Origin of the sequence: Martinezella lusitana, from assembly GCF_010668395.1 — a bacterium.
Classification (GTDB): Bacteria; Pseudomonadota; Alphaproteobacteria; order Rhizobiales; family Rhizobiaceae; genus Rhizobium; species Rhizobium lusitanum_A.
This window is the reverse complement of sequence record NZ_WUEY01000001.1, coordinates 308818-326651: the sequence shown is the minus strand read 5'-3', so window position 1 is coordinate 326651 and position 17834 is coordinate 308818. Positions and strand designations below refer to the sequence as shown.

Below are 17834 nucleotides of genomic sequence, written 5' to 3'. Positions count from 1 at the left end.
GGCCGAACATGAGGTTTCGCCGGATGAAAAGCTTAGCAATGGCCTGGTTCGCCGCGGCGAGCCTCTCCGTCCTGTTCGCTTCGGCCGCGCCTGCCGGGGCTGTAGGCGCCGACGGGCCTGGCCTCGGTACTGCCGTGGTGCCGACCGAGACGATCTATCCGGGCGACATCATCAGCAGCGGCCAGCTCGAAGAGGTGGAGGTTACCAACCCCAACCTCAGCGGCGACTATGCCAAGCGGCTCCGCGACGTCACCGGCCTGGTATCGAAGCGGACGCTTCTTCCCGGCCGCACGATTTCCATTTCCGCTTTGCGCCAGCCCTATGCCGTGACGCGCGGCTCCAATGTCCGTCTGGTGATGAGCATGGGCAGCATGACGATCACGGCGGCGGGCACGCCGCTTGACGATGGCGCCGTCGGCGACAATGTGCGCGCCCGCAACATGGACTCGGGCATCATCGTCAACGGCACGGTTCTCGAAAACGGTACGATCCGAGTGGTCGCGAAATGAAACGACTTCGTCAACTTCTAGCAGTCCTGCTTGCATTGCCGAGCCTGATCGTCGCCGAACCGGCGGCGGCCATGCAATCGCGCATCAAGGATATCGCGTCGCTGCAATCCGGCCGCGACAACCAGCTTATCGGCTACGGTCTGATCGTCGGTCTGCAGGGCACCGGCGACGGCTTGCGTTCCTCGCCCTTCACCGAGCAATCCTTGCGCGCGATGCTGCAGAACCTCGGCATCTCGACACAGGGCGGTCAATCCGCGGCCAAGAATACCGCCGCCGTCATGGTGACCGCGAACCTGCCGCCCTTCGCAAGCCCCGGCAGCCGGATCGACGTCACCGTCAGCTCGCTCGGCGACGCGACGTCGCTGCGCGGCGGCACGCTGATCATGACGTCGCTGACCGGCGCGGATGGGCAGATCTATGCAGTCGCGCAAGGTTCCGTCATCGTCTCCGGCTTTCAGGCGCAGGGCGCCGCGGCGACGGTGACCGAAGGTGTGACGACGGCGGGCCGCGTGCCTGGCGGCGCCATCATCGAGCGCGAGCTGCCGTCTCGTTTCAAGGATTCGGTCAATCTGGTCCTGCAGCTGCGCAATCCCGACTTTTCCACCTCGATCCGCATTGCCGACACGGTCAATACATGGGCGACGTCGCGCTACGGCGCCCCGATCGCGGAGGCCAAGGATTCGCAGGAAGTGACGATCGCCAAGCCGAAGATGGCCGACCTCACGCGGCTGATGGCCGATATCGAAAACCTCAACGTCCAGACCGATACGCCGGCCAAGGTCGTCATCAACGAACGCACCGGAACGATCGTCATCGGCGCGGACGTCCGTGTCTCGCCTGTCGCCGTCAGCTATGGAACGCTGACTGTCCAGGTCAGTGAAAACCCGCAGGTCATCCAGCCCGAACCCTTCTCGGATGGTCAGACCGCCATTCAGGACCAGACCGACATCACCGCCACCAAGAGCGGCGGCCGTGTCGCGGTGCTGGAAGGGCCTGACCTGAAGACCCTGGTTGCAGGCCTCAACAACATCGGCGTCAAGCCGGACGGCATCATCGCCATCCTGCAAGGCATCAAATCTGCCGGCGCCCTGCAAGCGGAGCTCGTGCTGCAATGATATCGACCGCCATCGCCAGAAGAATGCTGATCACCTGCGCTCTCGCAACCGGAGCCACGCTGCTGTCGTTCGGCCTGGCGGCCGCGCAGGAGGCGCCGAAGCCGGTCGCCGATCCGGCCACCAGCCAGGATGAGATCCGGCAGTTCTGCACCAATATCGCCGATCCGGCGCGCGACCAGCGCTATCTGCTGCAGAAGCAGGAGCTGGAACAGCTTCGCGCCGACGTCGATCAGCGCGTCGCCACCATGGACAAGCGCAAGGCGGAATATGAGGATTGGCTGAAACGCCGCGACGATTTCCTCAAGACCGCGGATCTCGGCCTGGTCGATATCTACAAGAACATGAAACCGGATGCCGCTGCGGCGAGCCTCAACGATGTCAAGATCACGGTTGCCGCCGCGATCATCATGAAGCTTTCGTCGCGTCAGTCGAGCCTGATCCTCGCGGAAATGGATGCGCACAAGGCGGCGGTCATCACAAACATCATTGCCAGCGCATCCGACCCGAATACATCGAAGTCGAAGGACCCCTCATGAACACGCGTCTTACGGCCGCCTGCACGATCGTCGTCTTTCTCGCCGGTTGCCAGTCGCAGGCCCTTAAGGAAATCGGCAGGGCGCCTGCCATGAGTCCGATCGGCAGCGGCCTGCAATATGCGCAGACGCCGCAAATGCTGCAGTATCCGAAGCGGCCGCATCAGGTCGCGCAGGGCTATTCGCTCTGGAACGATTCGCAGGCGGCTCTGTTCAAGGACTCGCGCGCGCTCAACGTCGGCGACATCCTGACCGTCACGATCCAGATCAACGACAAGGCGAACTGGGACAACGAGACCAATCGCAACCGCACGAACAAGAGCGATATGAACTGGAACATTGCCGCCAAGATCTTCGGCTGGCAGCCCAGCACCAATGCCGACGCAACCTCGGGTTCCGACACGAGCACGGACGCCAAGGGCAAGATGCAGCGTTCCGAGCAGATCAACCTGCTGGTCGCCGTTGTCGTCACCGGCATTCTCGAAAACGGAAACCTGATGATCAGCGGCTCGCAGGAAGTCCGCATGAACCAGGAAATCCGCATTCTCAACGTCGCCGGCATCGTGCGGCCGCAGGACGTCACCTCGGAGAACACCATTTCCTACGACAAGATCGCCGAGGCGCGCATCTCCTATGGCGGGCGTGGCCGTCTGACGGAAATACAGCAGCCGCCGAGGGGGCAGCAGGCCGTCGACCTGCTCTCGCCGCTCTGATCCGATGGCATCGGCTAGTTTGACAACGAACGGATAGGGACATGGCAGCAGCCGCAGACGAACCGGCAAAGAGCAAGGGATCGGCGCTCATCATGATGATCGTCGGGCTACTGGTGCTGACCGTCCTCGGCGGCGGCGGCGGCTGGGTGCTCGGGACCGTCGTTGCGCCGAAGATCAAGGCCGCCACCGCGGCGATCCAGGCGACCGAGAAGGCGGCAGGCGAGGGCAAGCAGGCTGCCGCGGCCGCGCAGGCGAACGGCATCGTCGCGCTCGATCCGATCACGACCAATCTTGCCTATCCCTCGCAGAGCTGGGTCCGGCTCGAACTTGCGCTGGTATTCAAGGGCCCGCCGGACACTCAGCTCGCCCAGGCGATCCACCAGGATATCCTCGCTTACATCCGCACGGTCTCGCTGCAGCAGATCGAAGGCGCCCGGGGCCTGCAATATCTTCGGGATGACATTCAAGAGCGTGTTGACCTGCGCTCGGAAGGACGAGTATCGAAAGTTATGTTCAGAACTTTCGTGATCGAATGAGTCGATTAGCACTTGCCCTGTCAATATTAGTCATTGCTGCATTGTCGCCCGAAATGGCGATGGCGCAGCAATTGTCGCAACAGCTCCCCATCGATCTTCTGAATGTGCCCGTGAACGGCTCGGTCGCCGCCTGGATCATTCGCACGTTCGGGCTTTTGACGATCCTGTCGATTGCGCCCGGCATCCTGATCATGGTGACGAGCTTTCCGCGCTTCATCATCGCGTTTTCGATCCTGCGCAGCGGCATGGGGCTGGCGACGACCCCGTCGAACATGATCCTGCTCAGCCTGGCCCTGTTCATGACCTTCTACGTCATGTCGCCGACCTTCGATCAGGCGTGGAAGGACGGCGTGCAGCCCCTGCTTGCCAATCAGATTTCGGAGGCGGACGCCGTGCAGCGCATTGCCGAGCCGTTCCGAACCTTCATGTCGAACAACACGCGTGACAAGGATCTGAAGCTGTTCGTCGATCTGGCCCGCGAACGCGGCCAGACGACCGTCGTCGACAACAAGATCGACTATCGCGTCCTGATCCCGGCTTTCATGATCTCGGAAATCCGTCGCGGCTTCGAAATCGGCTTTCTGGTCGTCCTGCCGTTTCTGGTTATCGACCTGATCGTGTCGACCATCGTCATGGCGATGGGCATGATGATGCTGCCGCCGACCTCGATTTCGCTGCCGTTCAAGATTCTGTTTTTCGTGCTGATCGACGGCTGGAACCTGCTGGTCGGCAGCCTGGTCCGCTCTTTCCACTGACAAGACAAGCGCAAGACGATCGCCGGAGCTGTGGCCCCGGCGATCGCTGAGCTTTACTCGGCCGCGATCGCCGCCGCGTTCTGGTCTTCTTCCATGAACGGCTCCGTGCGCACCGGCAGCGCCGGCACGTCCATGTGGTCGGGCGCAAGGCCCTGCCTGGCCCGGTCCGCCATCATCTCGAAGGCCGTTTCCAGATGGTGCGTGAAGCGCTCGGCATCGAAAAGCGGCTTGATGTAGCGATTGGTCGCCAGCGTTTCCTTGAACTGCGCGATACGCTCCGGCTGGCCGGCGAGCTGCACCGCCATGTCCTCATAGGCCTTGATGTCCTCGGCCACCAGTTCGGGCAGGCCGATGGCGTTCAGCAGGCTTTCGCTGACGCGCGAGGCGAAGTTGGTGCCCTTCGTGGTGAGGACCGGCAGGCCGCCCCACAGCTGCTCGGACGTCGTCGTGTGACCGTTGACGGGGAATGTGTCTAGGCCGAGATCGGCAAGCTGCTGACGATCGATATGATCCTCGTAGCGAATGCGGGTGGTGAAGACGACGCGCTTGCGGTTGATGCCGCGCGCTTCCATGCGCGACCAGATGTTGGCTTCGGCCCGGGGGCCGTTGCACAGCAGCCAGAGCACGCTGTTCTTGCTGCGCTTGAGGATGTTGCACCACACGTCGACCATCTGCGAGGTGATCTTGCGGTTGCCGTTGAAGGACGCGAAGACGAAGGCGTCCTCGGGCAGCCCGTGCTGCGCACGGGTTGTCGGCCGCGGCTTCGGGCGGTTGAGCGGGTCGTTCGGCTGATAGCACTCGGGCAGGCGGCAGAACTTCTCGTGGAAGTGCTCTTTCGAGCGGTCCGGCAGCACAAGATGATCGCCGATGATGTAGTCGAGGTCGATGTTGACGGTCGTGCCGGGGAAGCCCAGCCACGCGACCTGGATCGGAGCTCCCATGTGGTTGAGGATGAAGGCGCGGCTTCCCTTGGTGTGACCCTTGAGGTCGACGAGGATGTCGATCCCGCGGCTGCGAATGGCCTCCGCCGCCGCCTGGTTGGAAAGGCCGCGTATATCGACCGTCGTCCCCAGTTTTGAGTAGTCGAACGTCTCTTCCTTCTGGTGAGCCAGGTCGGAGTGGTCGAAAAGCGTGATTTCGAACCGGTCCTTGTCGTGCAGCTCCAGAACGCGCTGCATCAGCTTCATCGTCGCATGGCCCGGCCAGAAGTCGGACGAGAGATAGCCGATGCGGATCTTGCTGCCCCAGTTGTGCGGCATCTTCCGGCGGGCCTCTGCATGGCCTTCCGGCAGCGCGACGGTGTCGTGGATGGCGAGCTTGTTGATCGTCTCGTCTCCGCACCAGTGAAGGTGGAAGAAGGGGTTGTCGGGGATGATGTGGTCGAGCTTGCCCTGCGCCAGCGACGTCGTGACGGGCGCCATATGCTTGTCGACGGCCGCCAGATCGGACACCTCGCGCGCAAAGATCAGATAGAGCGCGCGGAAGATGATGTTGTCGGGATGCTTCTTGAACAGGGTCGTGACGATGTGCCGGTTGCTCTCGTCATAAAGATCGTCGGTCAGCAGATTGGCGGCCATCTGGCGATGCTTGATTTCCGGCCCCTCCACGAGCACCGTCTTGAAGCCGGTCAGCAGTTCCTTCTGCTGGCGGCTCAGGAAGATGCGGCTGAGCACGAAGGCAAGATCGGGATCCTTGAAAGCCAGCGGCAGGATGAGGCTTCCGACTGCAAGGGCCTGGTCGTCGTTGCCGCAGTCGCCGTGGAGCAGCAGGGCTTCGCGAAGATAGTCCTCGCGCCGGGGCTTCTGCCGGCCGGCCAGCTCGTAGGCGCTCGCCGCATCCGATCTGAAGCCGAGCTTGAGCAGCGTCTTTGCCAGCAATGCATAGGTCTTGGGGGACCGGTCGACGTTCAGCAGCTCGTTCAGCGTTTCGAGCGCGCGCGTATATTGCCCCTTCTGATAGAAGCTGGACGCTGTCACAAAGGCGTTTTTTGTATTCACGAGCGAGAACTCCGAGCGATATGTTTGATCGGCTCCCCGCCGAAGGTCGAGGGCCGGCATCATGGATTCGCCCTATGATCTCCCACGTAGCTTGCCTGAAACCGAAGCAACGGTTGAAAGCGTCTTTACGCATTCTTAGCCACGTTCCGGAGAGAAAGTTTGCCGCCGCCCCGGATTAAGAAATTCGCAAGCAATGGGTGCGAACTTTCTCGCGACATGACGGGTTTGGTCCTCTAGGAAAATGGATCGAGGGGCATGAAGCTGCTCCGTCATCGCCGGTATACCCAGTCCGGTATGTCCTCCTTTTGTATCCAGTTTCCAGGGGACACCTATGACCAGCATTATCACTAACAATTCCGCAATGGCCGCCCTCCAGACGCTGCGTGGCATCAGCAGCAACCTGCAGGACACGCAGAACGCCGTATCTTCCGGCCTGCGCATCTCCAAGGCTTCCGACAACGCAGCTTACTGGTCGATCGCCACCAGCATGAAGTCCGACGACAGCGCCATGGGCGCCGTTTCCGATGCTCTCGGCCTCGGCGCTGCAAAGGTTGACACCGCATCGACGGCCGTTTCCAGCGCCATCGACATCGTCGGCCAGATCAAGGACAAGCTCGTCACCGCCATGGAAGGTTCGGTCGACAAGAAGTCCGTTCAGGAAGAAATCGGCCAGCTGCAGCAGCAGCTGCAGAGCGTTGCCCAGTCGGCTTCGTTCAACGGCGAAAACTGGGTCATGGCCAAGAGCGGCGACTCCGCTTCGGTCGTTTCGTCCTTCATCCGCGGCACCAACGGCACCGTTTCCGTCAGCACGTCGGCCTACGCCTTCGACACCGGCGCAACCGGCAACGTTCTGTTCGGCGCGAATGCAGACGGCACGATCAACACGTCTTCGGGTATCCTCGGTACCACGAACTCCACGGCCAACGCTTCGGTCTTCAGCCTCGACATCAGCAACATGACCGGCGGCCAGATCTCCAGCGCGCTCAACATGGTTCAGACCGCTCTGAACTCCATGACCAGCCTGGGTTCGAAGCTGGGCTCCATCTCCAGCCGTATCGACCTGCAGACGAGCTTCGCTTCCTCGCTCTCCGACTCGATCCAGTCGGGCGTTGGCAAGCTGGTTGACGCCGACATGGAACAGGAATCCAGCAAGCTTTCCGCTCTGCAGACGCAGCAGCAGCTGGCCATCCAGTCCCTGTCGATCGCCAACTCCTCGACCCAGTCGATCCTGTCGCTCTTCCGTTAATAGGAAGCGCCAACGCAGCGCGTTGGACGACAATCCTAAACAACAAGTTAACCGCGCCTATCTAAGGCGCGGTTTTTTTTATATTTTTTGGCTAAAACCAGTTCAGGTTTTCTTAACCATATTGCTGTTTCTTAGGACCATCGAAGCGGCGAGTTAACCTTAACGGATTTGGTTAACAGGCATGATGCTGAATGCCGTTACCGGTTTTAGGTCCGGAATGTCCCTTATTTAACCACTGCCAAAAGGGGCAAATATCATGACGAGCATTCTTACCAATAACGCCGCAATGGCAGCCCTCCAGACGCTGCGCTCCATCGGCTCGGATCTGCAGCAGACGCAGAACGCCGTATCTTCCGGCCTGCGCATCTCCAAGGCTTCCGACAACGCAGCTTACTGGTCGATCGCCACCAGCATGAAGTCCGACAACAGCGCCATCGGCGCCGTTTCCGACGCTCTCGGCCTCGGTGCCGCCAAGGTCGATACCGCAACCACCGCAGTCACCAGCGCCCTCGACGTCGTCGGCCAGATCAAGGACAAGCTCGTCACCGCCATGGAAGGCTCGGTTGACAAGAAGTCCATCCAGGAAGAAATCGGCCAGCTGCAGCAGCAGCTGCAGAGCGTTGCCCAGTCGGCTTCGTTCAACGGCGAAAACTGGGTCATGGCTCAGAGCGGCGACTCCGCTTCGGTTGTTTCGTCCTTCATCCGCGGCACCAACGGCACCGTTTCCGTCAGCACGACCTCTTACGAGTTCAACTCCGGCGCAACCGGCAACGTTCTCTTCGGTGCGAACAACGGCACGATCGACACGTCTTCTGGTATCCTCGGCACGCAGGACTCCACGGTTGGCGCTTCGGTATTCAGCCTCGACATCACGGGCATGACCGGCGGCCAGATCTCCAGCGCGCTCAACATGGTTCAGACCGCTCTGAACGCCATGACCAGCATGAACTCGCGCCTCGGCTCGATCTCCGCTCGTATCGACCTGCAGACGAGCTTCGCTTCCTCGCTCTCCGACTCGATCGAATCGGGCGTTGGCAAGCTGGTTGACGCCGACATGGAACAGGAATCCAGCAAGCTTTCCGCTCTGCAGACGCAGCAGCAGCTGGCCGTTCAGTCCCTGTCGATCGCCAACTCCTCGACCCAGTCGATCCTGTCGCTCTTCCGTTAATAGGAAGAACCGGCGCAACGCGCCGGTCGATAGCAAGAGACAACACTTCGCCGCGCCTTCTCCGGAAGGCGCGGTTTTCTTTTGATCCGATATGCGATCGCTTCAACTCTTTGTTCTCACGCGATCCCGCACGAAAACCGCGGCGCGCTTTTCCTGGGGTTGCTCTAAAGCGCAGGGCGATCCTTCGGATTCGCTTCTCGCGCTTCAGGTCTTTCATTTTGCGCATGTCGTTATCGCAAAACCGCTGCACACTTTTGCGCGACATGCTTTAGGACGCAATTGCGAGCTCGGCGCCGGCCCGGTCGCGGATGGCATCGACGAAACCGTCGAACAGCTTGCGCATTGCGACTTGCTTGTAGGGATAGACGATGGGATCGTCCATATTGTGGACCACCATCGCAACGTCGAGCTCGAATACCAGCAGGCGGCCGTCGGGAAGCTCGGCGCAATCGATGCCGAAATAATCGAGCCCGATATGGCGGCAGAGAGCTGCGAAGCTTTCCTTGTGGCGAACCGCGAAATCGTGATCGAAATCTTCCATCCACGCCTGTTCGACGGCGCGTTTTTCGGCGCTCTGTCCCATGCCGGCGCTCAGATAGTGCACGATCCAGTGTTCCGAGAGCGCCATATGGCTGGCGAAGGCCCTGCCGTTGATGAAGACGACGCGTTGCTTGTTGTAGAGGCCGTCGGGGCCGCGAAAATCGATGAATGGCGCGACATAGAGCTCGTGGGCAGGCTGCGCCTCAAGAAATGCCGCCAGTCCGGCCGGATCGGCGATGCGCTCCATCCCGTTGCCCGCATGCGTGCTGATGGGGCGAACGACGAGCGGGAACGAAAGGCCCGGAGCGCAATGCTCGAGCTGTCTGGTGCCTGCGCCGACAGCGGCAAGATCGGCGCGCGGCACGCGATGGGTGATGGGCGACAGGATGGACGGCTCGTTGGCCAGCATCGCGCTCACGCCGTCGCGCGTGAGCCCTGCGATCAATGCCGGATTGCGGTTCATGACCACGCCGTCGAATCCGGCAAGCAGCCCTTGCATATGCGCGAGGAGGGGAGCGTTCTCGGTCGATTCCCCGATCGCCATGAAGGCGACGTCATGGTCCGGCAGATCGGCAAGAACAGTGGTTTCCAGGCCGACGTAATGCAGCAACAGCACGCAGTCGCTCCCCGCCAACAGGAAATCCAGCGGCGTATTGGCCATGAAATCGCCTTCCGTGACGAAGGCCAGCAGCCGCGGTCCGGCGCCGTTGCCATGGACGACGCAGAAGTCGCGGCGCAGCTGCACGGCATTCTTCAGGATCTGGCGGGCCTCGTCGCTACGGCCGAGCGTTTGCAGGATGATCGCCATGTCCAGAAGCGCGGCCGCGTCGGTCGGATCCGCCGTTACGCGTTGCATGAGCTCGTTCCACAGCGGCGTCACGTCATGGCCGGCATAGACGAGCGAGACGATTCTCTGCATGCCGAGAATTCGGGAGGGGTCCGGCACGTTCTGGGAAGCCGAACCGGCGATTGGTGCTTTGGTCGTCAGCATTGGGGGAAATCCTGTCGGGAACCGATTGTCAAAACGCTATGAACGAGCGCGTCGATATCCGTCTGCCGTGTCCGATGGTTCACGATCGCGGCCCGGATGGCCGGCTGTCCGTTCAGATGGGTGAGAGACGGGGCGACGCGGCCTTCGGCATGGAGGCGCTCGACGATATGGGAGTTGATGGATGGTGCTGCCGTGCCGTCCGCTCCCACATAGGCGAAGCAGACGATATTGAGGGCAACGGGCGCGAGCAGCTTCAGCGCCGGCTCCTGCTCGATTCGTTGCGCCAGCTTGCGCGCCAGCATGCAGTTGGCGCTCATGGCGTCCCCCAATGCCTTGACGCCGTAGGTCTTCAGGGTGAACCAGGTCTTCAGCGCCCGGAACCCGCGCGACAGGTCCGGGCCGTAGTCGCAGGGCCACCAGTCGCCGCCGGCAAGGCCGGTGGCCGCGCGGCTGAGATAGGCGGCATCCGAAGCAAAGGTTTGCCGTTGCCACTCGCTGTCCCGCACCAGCAGGAAGCCGGCATCGTAGGGCACCTGGCCCCATTTGTGGAAATCGAAGGCGAGCGAATCGCAGCTGTCGATCCCGGCGAACAAGGGCGCCAGGTCCGGGCTCAAGACGCCGAGCGCGCCGAGCGCACCGTCGACGTGAAAATGAAGACCATGGGTATCGGCGACATGCCGCAGGGCGGCGAGATCGTCGACGGCGCCGGTGTTGACCGTTCCCGCGCTGCCGATGACGAGGAATGGCAGGAAGCCCTCCCGCCTGTCGCGCAGGATCGCCTGCTGCAGCGCATCGATATCGATCTGCCCGAGCGCGTTGACCGGAATGCGCCGCAACTGGTCGCTGCCGATGCCGGACATTTCGAAGGCGCGCGGAACGCATCCATGTACTTCGCTCGACGCGTAGGCGACGAGGCGGGATTCGTCGGACAGGCCGGCCGCGCGCACGTCGCGGCCGAGCTTGCGGCATCGGGCGATCTGCACCGCGACGAAATTGGCCTGCGATGCGCCGGTCAGGAATATGCCGCCCGCCGTTTCCGGGAAGGAGAAGATCTGGCGCGTCCACCGGATGATCTGGCGCTCGACTTCGATCGGCATGTGGTCGCGTCCGCCGAGATTGGCGTTCAGGCCACCCGCCAGCATTTCGGCCAGCATGCCGGCGACCGTGCCGCCGCCTTGGACCCAGCCCATGAAGCCGGGGTGAATGTTGCCGCTGCCATAGGGCAGAATATTCTCGCGAAAAATCGCATGGACATCCGCCAGGTCGCTGGCCTCGATGGGTAAGGGCGCATCGAACAGGGCACGGGCCGAAGAGGGCGCATGTTGCCAGACCGGCTTCGCGCCGAGCGTCTGGAGGTGATCGAGCATGTCGTCAAGCATCTGGTGACCCTGCTTGCGCAGGGCCTGCCAGTCGTCGGGGTCGAGGCTCGTTCGCTCATGGCGATCAACCGCCGCTCGCCCGGCGTCCTGCAAACTGAACATCTCAACCTCGTACATGACCGGGCGTAGCGACGCTGTCGTCGGAACGCCCGGCGAAGGCGCCGGCCGCTTCCCGCCCGACATTGGGCGGATCGCCGCTATGCTACGACGCTCAAGATGGCGCGAGGCTGACTTGCCGTCGGTGAAGCACGCCAAATGACGACGTTTGGACGGAAATCCGGCCATGCGCGCACGCTGCGCGGATGAAGCCCCTTCGGCTTCAATGAAAGGTAGCGGAACCGGCGCTTGCGAAATCGGGTGGTCCGATCGGCGGAGCGTATGATTTCGTTAACTTTCGCCGACGGCGTTAACCATTTATTAACCGTATTGTTGTCAGTTGCGGCTAACGCAACGGTTGGTTAACCTCTCCTAACAGGCGGTTAACAAGCATGAGGCTGATTGCCGTTCCCGGCCGCAGACCGGAATGTCCCTTCCAAATTCAGCCACAAGGGGCACCCTTCCATGACAAGCATCCTCACCAACGACGCGGCGATGTCCGCTCTCCAGACCCTGCGCACGATCAACTCCAGCCTGCAGGATACGCAAAGCCGTGTTTCCTCGGGCTACAAGGTCGCCAAGGCCGCCGATAACGCCGCCTATTGGTCGATCGCCACCACCATGCGCTCCGACAACAGCGCGCTGTCCGCGGTCTCCGACGCGTTGGGCCTGGGCGCCGCCAAGGTCGATACCGCCTATACCGCGATGGACAACGCCATCACCGTCGTCCAGCAGATCAAGGACAAGCTCGTCGCTGCAACCGAAAACAGCGTGTCGAAGGCGGATGTTCAGGAAGAAATCACGCAGCTGCAGCAGCAGCTGGAGAGCATCGCCCAATCCGCATCCTTCTCCGGACAGAACTGGATGTATGCGGCCAACGGCGCCTCGGCATCCGTGGTCTCCTCTTTCGTGCGCAACAACAACGGCACGGTTGCCGTCAACAGCACGAGCTACAGCTTCGACACCGGGTCGCAGGGCAACGTCCTGTTCGGCGCCAAGCCCAGCGGCTCGATCGATACCAATTCCGGTATTCTCGGCAGCACGCAGAATATCAGCGGCAAATCCTACTCCGTCTTCAGCCTCGATATCACCAACATGACGAGCGGAGACATCGGCAAAGCGATGAACCTCGTTCAGGGCGCCCTTAACGCGATGACCAGCACGGCCTCGCAGCTCGGTTCGCTCTCCACCCGCATCGACCTGCAGACCAGCTTCGTCTCCACCTTGAGCGATACGATCGATTCCGGTGTCGGCAAGCTCGTCGACGCTGATATGGAAGAGGAATCGAGCAGGCTTTCGGCCCTGCAGACACAGCAGCAGCTGGCGATCCAGTCGCTGCAGATCGCCAACACCAGCGCCCAGAATGTTCTCGCTCTCTTCAAGTGAGCCTTGACTGGAGCTTGCGTTGAAATGGCGCGGCGGCATTTCTCTCTTGTCGTCGCGCATAAGCTTTTGTTAACGTTGCCGGTAATTGATTTGCAGTCTTTGCGCAGGATCCGGCCTTCGTTCTTTGGAGCGGTCGTCGGGTCTTGCCTTAGCGACGGGCCGCGCTGGGAGTTCCCCCCGCTGGTGGGCATGAGGCCAATCGTTGCTGCCGGATAGACCCGGTTTGCCAGTCCCAATGGAACTACGGATTTTCTGATGAGCAATGTGACGACGAATCCTGCCGCGTCAGCGGCGCTGACCGTGTTGCGCGGAATCAATACAGATCTCGGTGTCGTGCAGCAGCAGGTCTCGTCCGGCTTCCGTATCGCGACGGCGAGTGACGATCCGACCTATTGGTCGATGGCAACCACCATGCGCTCCGACCAGAGCAGCCTTTCCACGATCACGGACGCGCTCGGCCTCGGCTCGTCCAAGGTCGACACCGCATCCACCGCGATGGATACCGTCGTCAGCCTTCTGACCCAGATCCAGTCGAAGCTGGTATCGGCAAAGGAGCCGGGCACCGACAAGGATGCCGTTAACGCCGATATCCAGCAGCTCAAGAATCAGTTGCAATCGGTCACGCAGTCGGCTTCCTTTTCCGGCGAGAACTGGCTCTACAACACCAGCCAGCATCCGAGCACGCAGCAGTCGGTGATCAGCAACTTCACGCGAGGCGCGGGCGGGCAGGTCAGCCTTACGACCATCGGCTACGACAGCTCCCAGACGCTGATGATCGACACGGCGGATCCAAGCCGCGGGTTGCTGACCAAGAATGTGGATGCCAGCTCGTTCGACAGCTCGAGCACCAGCGGCAGCACCACGGCCCGCAACTACTATCTCCTGGCGGCCGATACGGGAACGACCCCGGCAGGCGGAACGGAAATCGCCATATCGAGCAGCACGACGGACGACCAGCTGACCGACATGATCAATGTCACCAACTCGCTGCTCAAGTCGGCGACTTCGGCGGATTCGACGTTGGGCCTGATGAAGTCGAACATCGACGATCAATCGGACTATATTTCCAAGCTCAGCGACGCCATCAAGAGCAGCGTCGGCGATCTCGTCGATACGAATATGGAAGAGGCGTCCGTACGGCAAAACGCCCTGCAGACCGCGCAGCAGATGGGTATCCAGGCATTGTCGATCGCCAACAGCATGGCGAACAAGGTGCTGATTCTCCTTCAGTCGAAATAAGGATTCGGCGGCCCGGCTCGATCGACGTCCGATCGAGCCGGGCCGCCCGCATTCATCCTCGCACAAGTTTGACTGCCTACGGTCCTTCGCAATGGCATGGTTGCGCAATGTGCCGGTGACATCAGTCATTTCCGGAGGGCGCAGCCAGAGGACGGAAACCGGAAGCGTGATGATCGACGTTTTGAGAATGGCAATGGATCGGCCCCTTGGCAGCATCGACTTGCAGCGCCCCTGCGGCGCGAATGGGGAGATGCGCGCGTGAGCTTGACACTGTCCCGATATCTCAAGGATTTCAGCGCCGAACAGATCCCGCCGCCCCAGGTCGAGGACATGGCGTTTGCGGAGCCGGCGGATTTTCTCGAAAGCCCGGCGGAACCGCCCGTCGATATCGAAGCCGAGCGTCGGGCCGCCTATGCGGAAGGGCACGACGCGGCGACGCAGGAATTGTCGCATAAACACCAGGCCGAACTCGATGCCATGGCCGAATCGTTTCGTGCCGAAACGGATGCCTTGCGGATACGCTACGAGGAACAGGCGGCGGAGAAGATCGCGGCTGACATGACGCGCATCGCCACCTTGCTGGGGCAGGCGATCAGCGTAGAAGCGGCGGCCATCCTCGCGCCGGTGATGACCGAGACGCTGACGACCAAGGCCGTCGCCGAGCTAGCCGATCTGGTGAAGGCTGCAATCCTCGACGGCAGCGTGGGTCCGATCTCCGTCAGCGGCCCGCGTCATCTCTTCGAGGCTCTTCACACGCATCTCGGCGATGACGGCGCGCTGTTGCGCCATGTCAAAGCGCCGGACGTCGATCTCACGGTCACGATCGGCGAGAGCGTTCTCGTGACCCGGATGTCGGCCTGGGCCGCTAGTCTGAAAGAGATTCTGAAATGAGCGACGGCGATCAAAATCACGGCAAGCACGAGATCATCATCGTCAAGCGCCACGGCGGCGGCGATCATGAAGGCGGACATGGCGGCGCATGGAAGATCGCCTACGCCGACTTCATGACCGCCATGATGGCCTTCTTTCTTGTCATGTGGCTGGTGAATGCCGCCAACGAGGAGACGAAGGCCTCGGTCGCATCCTATTTCAACCCGATCAAGCTGGCTGACGAAAAGCCGACGGAGAAGGGTCTCAAGAAGCCCGTCGATCAGGCTCAGGGCGAAAAGAACCAGCAGAAATCGGACAAGCCGCAGGACAAGCCGAATGACGGCAAGTCGGCCAAGACCGGCGAAGACCTGACATCGACGTCGGGCGATCAGACGAACTACTCCGAGGCCGATTTCTTCGAGAATCCCTATTCGGTCCTGGCTGAAATCGCCCAGGAAGTCGGCCAGCAAGCGAACGTCAGCGCCAAGGGCGAGGGCGGCGCCGCGCAGTCGGGTCCGGCGACGGGCGCAGACGGCGGTCAGGCCTATCGCGATCCTTTCGACCCGGATTTCTGGACCAAGCAGGTTCAGGTTTCCAGCGCCTCCAAGAAGGCGAACGAGGAACAGTCCGCGAAGTCGGATCAATCGCCCAAGGGTGAAGTCGTCGCCTTGTCGAAGGCAACGGCTGCCGACACGGGACAGCCTGCCGACCAGCCGCAGACGCCGGAACAGCAGCCGACTGTGAGCGAGCAGCAATCGACCGGCAAGGCGCAGGGAAAGCAGACGCAGCCCCAGCAGGTCGCCAAGGCCTCCGGGCAGAGCGATGCATCCACGCCCGAGGACAATGCCATTTTGCCGCAGAGCAAGGACGCGACGCCGACAAAGGCGGAGCAGCAGGACGCCAAGGATCTGCAACAGGCAATCCAGGCCGAGATCAAGGGTGTCGCCGGTCAGCTGGCCGAGGGGCTGCAGGTTACCGCGGCGGAAGGCGGAGTGCTGGTGACGATCTCCGATCAGAGCAACGACCCGATGTTCAACATCGGTTCGGCGGTTCCGCGCCGCGAGATGGTGCTGGCGATGGAAAAGATCGGCAAGCTGCTCGCCGAGCGCAAGGGATCGATCCTGGTCCGCGGCCACACGGACGGGCGTCCCTATATGGTCGACGGCCGCAACGACAACTGGCGCCTCTCCCTCGATCGCGCGCAGAGCGCCTATTACATGCTGACCAGCGGCGGGCTGGATGAGAAGCGGATCGTGCAGGTTTCGGGCTTTGCGGACCGGCGCCTCAAATTGCCGGCCGATCCCTTCAACGATGCCAATCGCCGCATCGAGATTCTCATCGCCAATCCTTCGAACCAGGCAGCGACGGATCCTGCGGCTTCGGGCACGCAGACACCCGCCAAGCCCGCTTCGGGCAAAGGCAAGTCCGGCCAAGGCAAGCAGGGATAGTTCATGGTGCGCAAACAGCATCGTCATCACCTTGCGCTTACGCTCACCCTCGGCATGTTGGTGCCGGGGGCTGTGAACGCCGAGGGGCAGGACAACCTGCCGCTCTACAAGATGATGCACTCGCTCGAATTCGTGCAGGATTCCGTGGTCGCGGGCGACAGTTCCGCCGGAGAGATGCAGCGCTTCCTGCTCGCAACCATCGACGAACGCCTGCGCAACGCGGACAAATCCGTTTTCGACGACGGACGCAACGTCGATGCGGCGCTGATCTACGCCATGAGCGGCGGCAACCCCGAGACGCTCGAATATCTGATGTCGCGCGACGTCAACGGCAATTTCGACAATCGCGTTGCCGACGTTCTCAGGAAATATCTGAACGGCAAGGGACTGCTGGTCGTCAACACGCTTGCCGACATCGCCAAGGAATATCGCGACAAGCCGATCGGCCCCTATCTCTCGCTGGTTGCCGGCAACGTCATGTCCGGCAAAAATGCCAAGGCGGCCCTGAAACTCTACGACTGGGCTCGCCTGATGGCCCCCGGCACGATCATCGAGGAATCGGCGCTCCGTCGCTCGCTTGCCCTGTGTGCCGACGCGGGAATGGTGCCGACGGGGCTCGACTATGCGCAGCGCTATACGAGACGCTTCCTGCATTCGCCCTATGCCAGCCAGTTCGCCGATCTTTTCGTGCAGCTGGTGGTCGATCACGATTCGGATATCAAGCAGCAGGACATCATCGATATCCTGTCCTTCATGGACCCGCCCAGACAACGGGAGATCTATCTGCGCATGGCGCGCCGTGCCGCGATCGCCGGCAAGTCCGATCTCGCCGCACTGGCGGCCGGCCGCGCCCAGGCGATCCCCACCACGGACGGCGGCGACGCCTTCGGTGCGCTGGCGAACTTCTATGGCGGCGTGGCGGGTATATCGACCCCTGAACTGAAGTCGGCGATCAACGATGTCGACCAGATGCCGGCGGGAGAGTTGAACGCGCGGGATCGTGCCCTGCGTGATGCGGCGAAGGCCGTGGCGCAGGAGATCATGCGCACGCCCGACCCTGCAAGCCTCGGGCAAGGCAACGTTCCTAACCTGTCCAACCAACAGAATACTGAACACGATGCTGCTGTGACGAATCAAGCGGGAGGCCAATCTCCCGCCACGGCGGGTGTTGAGCAGGGAGCCACGCCGAGCGCGGCTCCCGCACCGGAAGGAGGGCGGCAGGAGGCCGACTCTTCGTTCAACGCATTCGTCACGACGAGCCGCTCGAAGCTGGATGCCATCGACGGCCTGTTGAAGCAGGAAAGTCATTGATC

At 61.8% G+C, this 17834-nt stretch carries 16 protein-coding genes; 13 read left to right on the top strand and 3 right to left on the bottom strand.

Features of this window, described 5'->3' with window-relative positions; translation table 11 throughout:
- Positions 1-23 precede the first annotated feature (23 nt).
- From flgA to fliP, 6 genes are read left to right on the top strand one after another with little or no spacing between them, the layout of a single operon-like run.
- On the top strand, positions 24-509 hold the full coding sequence (gene flgA, locus GR212_RS01575) for a flagellar basal body P-ring formation chaperone FlgA (protein WP_432444348.1): 486 nt from the start codon (positions 24-26) through the stop codon (positions 507-509).
- Positions 506-1624 carry a flagellar basal body P-ring protein FlgI gene (locus tag GR212_RS01570; protein WP_163984700.1) on the top strand — a complete coding sequence of 373 codons (1119 nt, stop codon included), beginning with the start codon at positions 506-508 and terminating at the stop codon, positions 1622-1624. Before flgA ends, GR212_RS01570 begins: the two co-directional genes overlap by 4 nt.
- Positions 1621-2160 carry a MotE family protein gene (locus GR212_RS01565; protein ID WP_163984699.1) on the top strand — a complete coding sequence of 180 codons (540 nt, stop codon included), beginning with the start codon at positions 1621-1623 and terminating at the stop codon, positions 2158-2160. The genes GR212_RS01570 and GR212_RS01565 overlap by 4 nt, the downstream gene beginning before the upstream one ends.
- Positions 2157-2870, top strand: a complete 714-nt coding sequence (gene flgH, locus GR212_RS01560; RefSeq protein ID WP_163984698.1) for a flagellar basal body L-ring protein FlgH — start codon at positions 2157-2159, stop codon at positions 2868-2870. Before GR212_RS01565 ends, flgH begins: the two co-directional genes overlap by 4 nt.
- A gap of 41 nt (positions 2871-2911) precedes the next feature.
- Positions 2912-3406: a flagellar basal body-associated FliL family protein gene (locus GR212_RS01555; RefSeq protein ID WP_163984697.1), complete on the top strand. Its 495-nt coding sequence runs from the start codon at positions 2912-2914 to the stop codon at positions 3404-3406.
- Positions 3403-4161, top strand: a complete 759-nt coding sequence (gene fliP / locus GR212_RS01550) for a flagellar type III secretion system pore protein FliP (RefSeq protein WP_163984696.1) — start codon at positions 3403-3405, stop codon at positions 4159-4161. The genes GR212_RS01555 and fliP overlap by 4 nt, the downstream gene beginning before the upstream one ends.
- 53 nt (positions 4162-4214) lie before the next feature.
- Here the strand turns inward: fliP and GR212_RS01545 are convergent, their stop codons facing one another.
- A complete protein-coding gene (locus tag GR212_RS01545) occupies positions 4215-6158 on the bottom strand; it encodes a glycosyl transferase (RefSeq protein WP_163984695.1) in 1944 nt (647 codons plus the stop codon).
- Between the two features lie 331 nt (positions 6159-6489).
- Between GR212_RS01545 and GR212_RS01540 the strand changes: the two genes are divergently transcribed.
- The gene (locus GR212_RS01540; RefSeq protein WP_163984694.1) at positions 6490-7404 is read left to right on the top strand and encodes a flagellin; all 915 of its coding nucleotides are present in this window, start codon (positions 6490-6492) and stop codon (positions 7402-7404) included.
- Between the two features lie 256 nt (positions 7405-7660).
- Entirely contained in the window at positions 7661-8572 is a 912-nt protein-coding gene (locus GR212_RS01535) for a flagellin (RefSeq protein ID WP_163984693.1), read from the top strand.
- A gap of 268 nt (positions 8573-8840) precedes the next feature.
- Here the strand turns inward: GR212_RS01535 and GR212_RS01530 are convergent, their stop codons facing one another.
- Together GR212_RS01530 and GR212_RS01525 are read right to left on the bottom strand one after the other, a co-directional pair.
- Positions 8841-10103, bottom strand: a complete 1263-nt coding sequence (locus GR212_RS01530) for an ATP-grasp domain-containing protein (protein WP_163984692.1) — start codon at positions 10101-10103, stop codon at positions 8841-8843.
- A complete protein-coding gene (locus tag GR212_RS01525) occupies positions 10097-11584 on the bottom strand; it encodes a pyridoxal phosphate-dependent decarboxylase family protein (protein ID WP_163984691.1) in 1488 nt (495 codons plus the stop codon). The genes GR212_RS01530 and GR212_RS01525 overlap by 7 nt, the downstream gene beginning before the upstream one ends.
- A gap of 459 nt (positions 11585-12043) precedes the next feature.
- Here GR212_RS01525 and GR212_RS01520 point away from each other — a divergent pair, with 459 nt between their 5' ends.
- The 5 genes from GR212_RS01520 to motC all read left to right on the top strand — a co-directional run bounded on the left by GR212_RS01520 (position 12044) and on the right by motC (position 17832).
- Positions 12044-12964 carry a flagellin gene (locus tag GR212_RS01520; RefSeq protein ID WP_163984690.1) on the top strand — a complete coding sequence of 307 codons (921 nt, stop codon included), beginning with the start codon at positions 12044-12046 and terminating at the stop codon, positions 12962-12964.
- A gap of 255 nt (positions 12965-13219) precedes the next feature.
- Positions 13220-14203, top strand: coding sequence for a flagellin (locus tag GR212_RS01515; protein WP_163984689.1), 984 nt, complete (start codon positions 13220-13222; stop codon positions 14201-14203).
- A gap of 258 nt (positions 14204-14461) precedes the next feature.
- Complete coding sequence (locus GR212_RS01510) at positions 14462-15094, top strand: hypothetical protein (protein WP_163984688.1); 633 nt, start codon at positions 14462-14464, stop codon at positions 15092-15094.
- Entirely contained in the window at positions 15091-16521 is a 1431-nt protein-coding gene (locus tag GR212_RS01505; RefSeq protein WP_163984687.1) for a MotB family protein, read from the top strand. Before GR212_RS01510 ends, GR212_RS01505 begins: the two co-directional genes overlap by 4 nt.
- Before the next feature lie 3 nt (positions 16522-16524).
- Positions 16525-17832 carry a chemotaxis protein MotC gene (gene motC, locus GR212_RS01500; protein ID WP_163984686.1) on the top strand — a complete coding sequence of 436 codons (1308 nt, stop codon included), beginning with the start codon at positions 16525-16527 and terminating at the stop codon, positions 17830-17832.
- The last annotated feature ends 2 nt before the right edge of the window (positions 17833-17834 follow it).

What these genes read in the sequence shown, in the direction of transcription:
- GR212_RS01565 (WP_163984699.1), top strand. Translation starts at nt 1,621, where the DNA reads ATGATATCGACCGCCATCGCCAGAAGAATGCTGATCACCTGCGCTCTC.
- GR212_RS01525 (WP_163984691.1), bottom strand. Translation starts at nt 11,584, where the DNA reads ATGTTCAGTTTGCAGGACGCCGGGCGAGCGGCGGTTGATCGCCATGAG.
- GR212_RS01520 (WP_163984690.1), top strand. Translation starts at nt 12,044, where the DNA reads ATGACAAGCATCCTCACCAACGACGCGGCGATGTCCGCTCTCCAGACC.
- GR212_RS01535 (WP_163984693.1), top strand. Translation starts at nt 7,661, where the DNA reads ATGACGAGCATTCTTACCAATAACGCCGCAATGGCAGCCCTCCAGACG.
- GR212_RS01515 (WP_163984689.1), top strand. Translation starts at nt 13,220, where the DNA reads ATGAGCAATGTGACGACGAATCCTGCCGCGTCAGCGGCGCTGACCGTG.
- GR212_RS01540 (WP_163984694.1), top strand. Translation starts at nt 6,490, where the DNA reads ATGACCAGCATTATCACTAACAATTCCGCAATGGCCGCCCTCCAGACG.
- fliP (WP_163984696.1), top strand. Translation starts at nt 3,403, where the DNA reads ATGAGTCGATTAGCACTTGCCCTGTCAATATTAGTCATTGCTGCATTG.
- flgA (WP_432444348.1), top strand. Translation starts at nt 24, where the DNA reads ATGAAAAGCTTAGCAATGGCCTGGTTCGCCGCGGCGAGCCTCTCCGTC.
- GR212_RS01505 (WP_163984687.1), top strand. Translation starts at nt 15,091, where the DNA reads ATGAGCGACGGCGATCAAAATCACGGCAAGCACGAGATCATCATCGTC.
- GR212_RS01530 (WP_163984692.1), bottom strand. Translation starts at nt 10,103, where the DNA reads ATGCTGACGACCAAAGCACCAATCGCCGGTTCGGCTTCCCAGAACGTG.
- GR212_RS01555 (WP_163984697.1), top strand. Translation starts at nt 2,912, where the DNA reads ATGGCAGCAGCCGCAGACGAACCGGCAAAGAGCAAGGGATCGGCGCTC.
- flgH (WP_163984698.1), top strand. Translation starts at nt 2,157, where the DNA reads ATGAACACGCGTCTTACGGCCGCCTGCACGATCGTCGTCTTTCTCGCC.
- motC (WP_163984686.1), top strand. Translation starts at nt 16,525, where the DNA reads ATGGTGCGCAAACAGCATCGTCATCACCTTGCGCTTACGCTCACCCTC.
- GR212_RS01570 (WP_163984700.1), top strand. Translation starts at nt 506, where the DNA reads ATGAAACGACTTCGTCAACTTCTAGCAGTCCTGCTTGCATTGCCGAGC.